Source organism: Psychrobacter sp. NC44 (assembly GCF_904846655.1).
Lineage (GTDB): Bacteria > Pseudomonadota > Gammaproteobacteria > Pseudomonadales > Moraxellaceae > Psychrobacter.
The window spans coordinates 1-517 of record NZ_CAJHBN010000046.1; the positions used below are offsets into that span (position 1 = coordinate 1).

A 517-nucleotide genomic window follows, 5' to 3' on the forward strand; every position below is an offset into this window, starting at 1 on the left:
CGACAATAGCATGATGGCACCACCTGATCCCTTCCCGAACTCAGAAGTGAAACATCATTGCGCCAATGGTAGTGTGGGTTCGCCCATGTGAGAGTAGGTCATCGTCAGCTCTCTATTCAAAGTAAAACCCCCCAACGTTAATTCGTTGGGGGCTTTTCTTTGCCTAAGAAAAAGTGCCAAGATAAAAAATGCCAATGCGGGTTTAAAAAATCAGCTAGAATTCGAGTTTCCTGATAGATGACTTAGAGATTAGAGACTGATTTGGACCTATTTTTTAACAATCATTACCCTGTCAGTGAATTAAATAAGCCTTATTTTAGAATAATTAAATAAATAGTTAGCTTCAAACAAGTCATTAACCCATCTAACGTCAGCTTAATGCAACATCTACAGGTATTTCCAGCGTTTAAACCCAAATACATCGAATCCCTATTTTCCTCTAACCCATTGAAAACTATGTATTATTAAAAGTCTCATCAAATAAACCCAAAAACCTCTGATAAAGCGGTTGACACCC

General features: G+C 38.1%; 1 rRNA gene. It reads left to right on the plus strand.

The features are described 5' to 3' along the window. Nucleotides 1-110: ribosomal RNA gene (rrf, locus tag JMX95_RS13620) — 5S ribosomal RNA — on the plus strand; the annotation flags it as partial. Nucleotides 111-517 lie beyond the last annotated feature (407 nt).